Annotated in this window: 4 protein-coding genes; all 4 read right to left on the reverse strand. The window is 60.4% G+C overall.

Annotated elements, in window-relative coordinates; all coding sequences use genetic code 11:
- Positions 1–120 precede the first annotated feature (120 nt).
- Entirely contained in the window at positions 121–1,215 is a 1,095-nt protein-coding gene (locus tag VA602_RS15155; RefSeq protein ID WP_323453628.1) for a polyamine ABC transporter substrate-binding protein, read from the reverse strand.
- Positions 1,216–1,377: 162 nt separating this feature from the next.
- Positions 1,378–2,475 carry a polyamine ABC transporter substrate-binding protein gene (locus VA602_RS15160; protein ID WP_063541740.1) on the reverse strand — a complete coding sequence of 366 codons (1,098 nt, stop codon included), beginning with the start codon at positions 2,473–2,475 and terminating at the stop codon, positions 1,378–1,380.
- 168 nt (positions 2,476–2,643) lie between these two features.
- Positions 2,644–4,005, reverse strand: coding sequence for an aspartate aminotransferase family protein (locus VA602_RS15165; RefSeq protein WP_151926469.1), 1,362 nt, complete (start codon positions 4,003–4,005; stop codon positions 2,644–2,646).
- Positions 4,006–4,053: 48 nt separating this feature from the next.
- The gene (locus tag VA602_RS15170) at positions 4,054–5,412 is read right to left on the reverse strand and encodes a glutamine synthetase family protein (RefSeq protein WP_054894987.1); all 1,359 of its coding nucleotides are present in this window, start codon (positions 5,410–5,412) and stop codon (positions 4,054–4,056) included.
- Positions 5,413–5,914: the final 502 nt, after the last annotated feature.

The following is a 5,914-nucleotide window of genomic DNA, read 5'->3' on the forward strand; positions in this document are numbered from 1 at the left end:
CTGCTGGTCACCCTCGAGGGCTTTCTTATAGGCACCGGAGGCAACTGCCATGAGTGAAACTCCCAACAAGATTTTTGTGCCCGAACGGCCTGTGTGCAGGGCCGCGTCGGGTCTGGATTTTTACTTGCCCGACTTGACCTTGGTCCAGCTGCGGGTCATCAGACGTTGCACCTTGGGGGGCAACTCCGCGTTGACGAACATCTTGTCCAGCACTTCCTGCGATGGGTAAACCGCAGCGTCAGTTCTCACAGCCTGGTCCATCAGGTCGCCAGCCTTGGGGTTGGGGTTGGCATAACCGACGTAATCACTGACCTGGGCGATAACCTCAGGTTTCAGCAAATAGTTGATGAAGGCGTGGGCCTCTTTCACGTTCTTGGCGTCCTTGGGAATCGCCAGCACGTCGAACCAGAGGTTGCCGCCTTCCTTGGGAATGGCGTAGGCCAGGTTCACGCCCTTCTTGGCTTCTTCAGCACGGGCCTTGGCCTGGAATACATCGCCGGAGAAGCCTGCCGCGACGCAGATGTCGCCGTTGGCCAGGTCGGTGATGTACTTGGACGAGTGGAAGTAGGTCACGTACGGGCGTACCGCCAGCAGCTTCTTCTCGGCCTTGGCGTAATCCTTTGGATCGGTGCTGTTGGGGTTGAGCCCCATGTAGTTGAGCACCGCCGGGAGCATCTCGTCCGCCGAGTCGAGGAAGGCCACACCGCACTTGGAGAGCTTCTTCATGTTCTCGGGTTCGAACAGCACCGCCCAGGAGTCGATCTTGTCCACGCCCAACGTGGCCTTGACCTTGTCGACGTTGTAGCCGATGCCGTTGGTGCCCCACAGGTAAGGCACGGCGTACTGGTTGCCCGGATCGTTCTTTTCCAGACGCTTCATCAGCGCCGCGTCCAGGTTGGAATAATTGGGCAGCAGATGCTTGTCGAGCTTCTGGAACGCGCCCGCCTTGATCTGCTTGCCGAGGAAATGGTTGGACGGCACCACTACGTCATAGCCGGTGTTACCGGCCAGCAGCTTGCCTTCCAGGGTTTCGTTGGAGTCGAAGACATCCTGCACGGGCTTGATGCCCGTCTCTTTCTCGAAGTCCGCGAGCGTGGTCGGGCCGACATAGTCGGACCAGTTGTAGAAGTGCACCGTGGGCGCCGCTTGAACGCTGCAGGCCAGCGTCAGACCTGCTCCAGCCATCATGGCCTTGCGCAATACAGAAATAGACAAGTGGTTGGTCCTCACAATCAGAGCCTTCGGTGGCGGCTGGGAGCAGCCGTACACGCAAAACCGGCGCGCAACTTACCTGCGTGGCTGGGATGTCGCAATCGACAATCGAGGTTTATGCCCCCTGGGCCGGAAAACCCCGACCCAGAGAGCCCCGCATCGGGCTTACTTGCCCGACTTGATCTTGGTCCAGCTACGGGTGATCAAACGCTGTGCGGCCGCTTCAGGAGCAGCGATCGCGTACAGCTGTTTCTTCACATCAGCCGGCGGATAGATGCTCGGGTCGCTGGTGATGTCCTTGTCGACGAACTGGGTCGCGGCCTTGTTGCCGTTCGGGAAGCGCACGGCGTTGGTGATCTCGGCCATGACTTCCGGTTGCAGCAGGAAGTTCATGAACTGGTAGGCGGCATCTTTATGCTCGGCATCTTTCGGGATGGCGACCATGTCGTAGAAGGTACCAGCGCCTTCTTTCGGAATGATGTAGTCCAGCTTGACCTTGTCGCCGGCTTCGTGGGCGCGGGCCTTGGACTGCTCCAGGTCGCCCGAGTAGCCGACGGCCACGCAGATGTTGCCGTTGGCCAGGTCGCCGATGTATTTGGAGGAGTGGAAGTAGGTGATCGAAGGACGGATCTTCAGGAACAGGTCCTCGGCCGCCTTCAGGTCTTCCTTGGTGGTGCTGTCGGTCGGCTTGCCCAGGTAATGCAGCGCGGCCGGAAGCATTTCGGTAGGCGCATCGAGGAAGCTCACGCCGCAGCTCTTGAGCTTGGCGATGTTCTCCGGCTTGAACACGGCGTCCCACGAATCGATCTTGTCGACGCCCAGCGCCGCCTTGACCTTGGCCGGGTTGTAGCCGATGCCGATGGAGCCCCACATGTACGGGAAGGCGTACTTGTTGCCTTTGTCGCTGGCGTCGCCAACGGCCTTGAGCAGGTCTTCGTCGAGGTTCTTCCAGTTCGGCAGCTTGGAGCGGTCGAGCTCCTCGTAAACGCCGGCCTTGATCTGCTTGGCCAGGAAGTTGTTGGACGGCACGACGATGTCGTAGCCCGACTTGCCTGCCAGCAGCTTGGCTTCCAGGGTTTCGTTGCTGTCGAAGACGTCGTACTTGACCTTGATGCCGGTCTGCTTCTCGAACTTGGCGATGGTGTCCGGAGCGATGTAGTCCGACCAGTTGTAGACGTTCAGCACCTTGTCTTCAGCGTGAACAGCAGTGGCCATGGCACCCATCAGGGCGGCGGCCAGCAACGTCTTGCCCATTTTCTTCATGCGTTATGCTCCAGAATTTTTTAGTAGCCATCTGTTCAGCTGCCAGGTCCCGTGGTGCAAGCGCTGGACGACTGAAACAACCGCTAGTCTGGCAAGTTACAAGGCGCTGTTTCAAGGAAAGCAGGGCCTTGTAACGACTTAATGTCACATCGCTAGCCTAGCAAACGCCTATCGAATCGCTTCCAGGGTCAGATCCAGGCACTTGCGCGCCTTTTCTACCAGTTCGTCCACTTCTTCGCGGCTTATTACCAGCGGCGGCGCGATGATCATGGTGTCGCCCACTGCGCGCATGATCAGGCCGTTGTCGAAACAGAAGTTGCGGCAAACCATGCCCACGCCCTTGCCTTCGTAACGGCTGCGGGTCGCCTTGTCCTTGACCAGCTCGATTGCGCCGAGCAGGCCCAGGCCGCGTACCTCGCCCACCAGCGGGTGGTCCTGCAGCTCGCGAAGACGTTTTTGCAAGTACGGTGCCACTTCCGTGCGTGCGCGCTCGACGATCTTCTCGTCACGCAGGATGCGCAGGTTTTCCAGCCCTACCGCCGCTGCCACCGGGTGCCCCGAGTAGGTGAAGCCGTGGTTGAAATCGCCACCTTCGCTGAGCACCTTGGCCACCTTGTCACGCACGATCACACCGCCCATGGGGATGTAACCGGAGGTCAGGCCCTTGGCGATGGTCATCAGGTCAGGCTTGAGGTCGTAATAATCGGAGCCAAACCACTCGCCGGTACGGCCAAAGCCGCAGATCACTTCGTCGGCGACGAACAGGATGTCGTAGCGGGCGAGGATCTCTTTGATCTTCGGCCAGTAAGTCTCGGGTGGAATGATCACCCCGCCGGCGCCCTGGATCGGCTCGGCGATGAACGCAGCGACGTTGTCTTCGCCGACCTCCAGAATTTTCTTCTCCAACTGCTCGGCAGCCCACACCCCGAACTCATCCGGGGTCATGTCGCCGCCCTCGCCGAACCAGTACGGCTGCGGGATGTGCACGATACCCGGGATCGGCAAGCCGCCCTGCTCGTGCATGCCGCTCATACCGCCAAGGCTGGCGCCAGCGACGGTGGAGCCGTGGTAGCCGTTGACCCGGCCGATGAGCGTCTGCTTGTTCGGCTTGCCCTTGAGCGCCCAGTAGTGGCGAACCATGCGCAGCACGGTGTCGTTGCCCTCGGAGCCGGAGCCGGTGAAGAACACATGGCTCATGCCTTCGGGTGCCACGTCGGTAATGGCCTTGGCCAGTTCCAGTGCCGGCGGATGCGCGGTCTGGAAGAACAGGTTGTAGTACGGCAGCTCGCGCATCTGCTTCTCTGCCGCCTGGACCAGTTCTTCGCGACCATAGCCGACCGCCACGCACCACAGGCCGGCCATGCCATCGAGGATCTTGTGCCCCTCGCTGTCCCACAAATGCACACCCTGGGCCTTGGTGATGATGCGCGGCCCCTTCTCCTTCAGTTGCTTGTAGTCGCTGAAGGGTGCCAGGTGGTGCTCGCCGCTCAGGTTTTGCCATTCACGGGTTTGCGGGTTATTGACGCTCATCTGCTTCTCCACTATCCGATGGCCGCGTTGCGGCGGCCCCAGGGTTGATCACACGGCAAACAGCAGGAACTCACGCTCCCAGGAACTGATGACGCGTTTGAAGTTTTCATGCTCTGCGCGCTTGGTGGCGACGTAGCCGGTAATGAACTTCTTGCCCAGGTACTGCACAAGCGACCGGCTGTTCTCCATACGCTCCAGGGCGTCCTCGATGGTCAGCGGCAGGCGCAGGTTGCGCCGCTCATAACCACGGCCCTGGACTGGCGCGCTGGCCTCGATGCCCTCGACCATGCCGATGAAGCCACACAGCAGGCTCGCGGCGATGGCCAGGTAGGGGTTGGCGTCGGCGCCTGGCAGGCGGTTTTCCACGCGGCGGTTCTGCGGGCCGGCATCCGGTACGCGCAGGCCGACGGTACGGTTCTCTTCGCCCCACTCCACGTTCACGGGCGCCGAGGTGTCCGGCAGGAAGCGGCGGAACGAGTTGACGTTCGGTGCGAACAGCGGCAATGCCTCGGGAATGAGTTTCTGCAGGCCGCCGATGTGATGCAGGAACAGCGTGCTCATGCTGCCGTCTTCATTGGAGAAGATGTTCTTGCCGGTGGCGATGTCGATCACGCTCTGGTGCAGGTGCATGGCGCTGCCGGGCTCGCCGGTCATGGGCTTGGCCATGAAGGTCGCGGCCACGTTGTGCTTGAGCGCGGCCTCGCGCATGGTGCGCTTGAACACCAGGATCTGGTCGGCCAGGTGCAGCGCGTCGCCGTGACGGAAGTTGATCTCCATCTGCGCCGTGCCGTCTTCGTGGATCAACGTGTCGAGGTCCAGCTGCTGCAATTCGCACCAGTCATAGACGTCTTCGAACAGCGGGTCGAATTCGTTGGCGGCCTCGATGGAGAACGACTGGCGTCCGGTTTCCGGACGACCGGAGCGACCCACCGGTGGTTGCAGCGGGAAATCCGGGTCTTCGCTGCGCTTGGTCAGGTAGAACTCCATCTCTGGCGCGACGATCGGCTGCCAGCCCTTATCGGCATAGAGCTTGAGCACCTTCTTCAGGACGTTGCGCGGCGACAGTTCGACCGGATTGCCCTTCTTGTCATAGGTGTCGTGGATCACCTGGGCGGTCGGCTCGATGGCCCAAGGCACCAGGAACACCGCGTCCTGGTCGGGGCGGCAGATCATGTCGATGTCGGCCGGGTCGAGCAGGTCGTAATAGATGTCGTCGTCGACGTAGTCGCCAGTCACAGTTTGCAACAAAACGCTTTCGGGCAGGCGCATGCCCTTTTCGGCGATGAATTTGTTGGTCGGCGAGATCTTGCCACGGGTGATGCCGGTCAGGTCGCTGATCAGGCATTCGACTTCGGTGATCTTGTGCTCTTTCAACCAATCGGTGAGCTGGTCGAGGTTGTTACTCATAAATACCTCAGGAGGTCATTTGACCCAGCCCCAGCGGGGCGGGCGCTACTGACGCCTGGCGTCGGTCAATGTCGGCGCATTCGGCGCGGCAGGGCCTGGCAAGGCCCACGCCTTGATTCTGGATGGAGTACGTTGCCAAAGCAAAAACCCATGCGCAGGACGGCAGCCGATCCACGCGCAAAACGCGTGTCGATCTCGAAAGCAAAGGGCAGGAAGTAAGAAAAGCGTGCAGTAAACTGCTACGGGGCGAGGGCTGACTGTGCCGGTCGTCAATTATTGCGGCCAGTCTGCTCCTGGAATGGGCCAGGCACGCGAGGGCCTTTCGGCAAGCGGTGAAAATACCTGACTGCACAGCGCAGGCGGCGCTTTCAGGTCGCGACTGGCGGACCATGTGACCCTCGTATTATTACTGTTATGGGTTGCGACCGAGCTTAGCCTCGTTCATTTTTTTTCACAACACCTCCGTAAAAAATAAAATACGCCACCATCGCCATAGCCCTTT

The sequence above is a fragment of the Pseudomonas machongensis genome (assembly GCF_034961125.1).
Lineage (GTDB): Bacteria > Pseudomonadota > Gammaproteobacteria > Pseudomonadales > Pseudomonadaceae > Aquipseudomonas > Aquipseudomonas machongensis.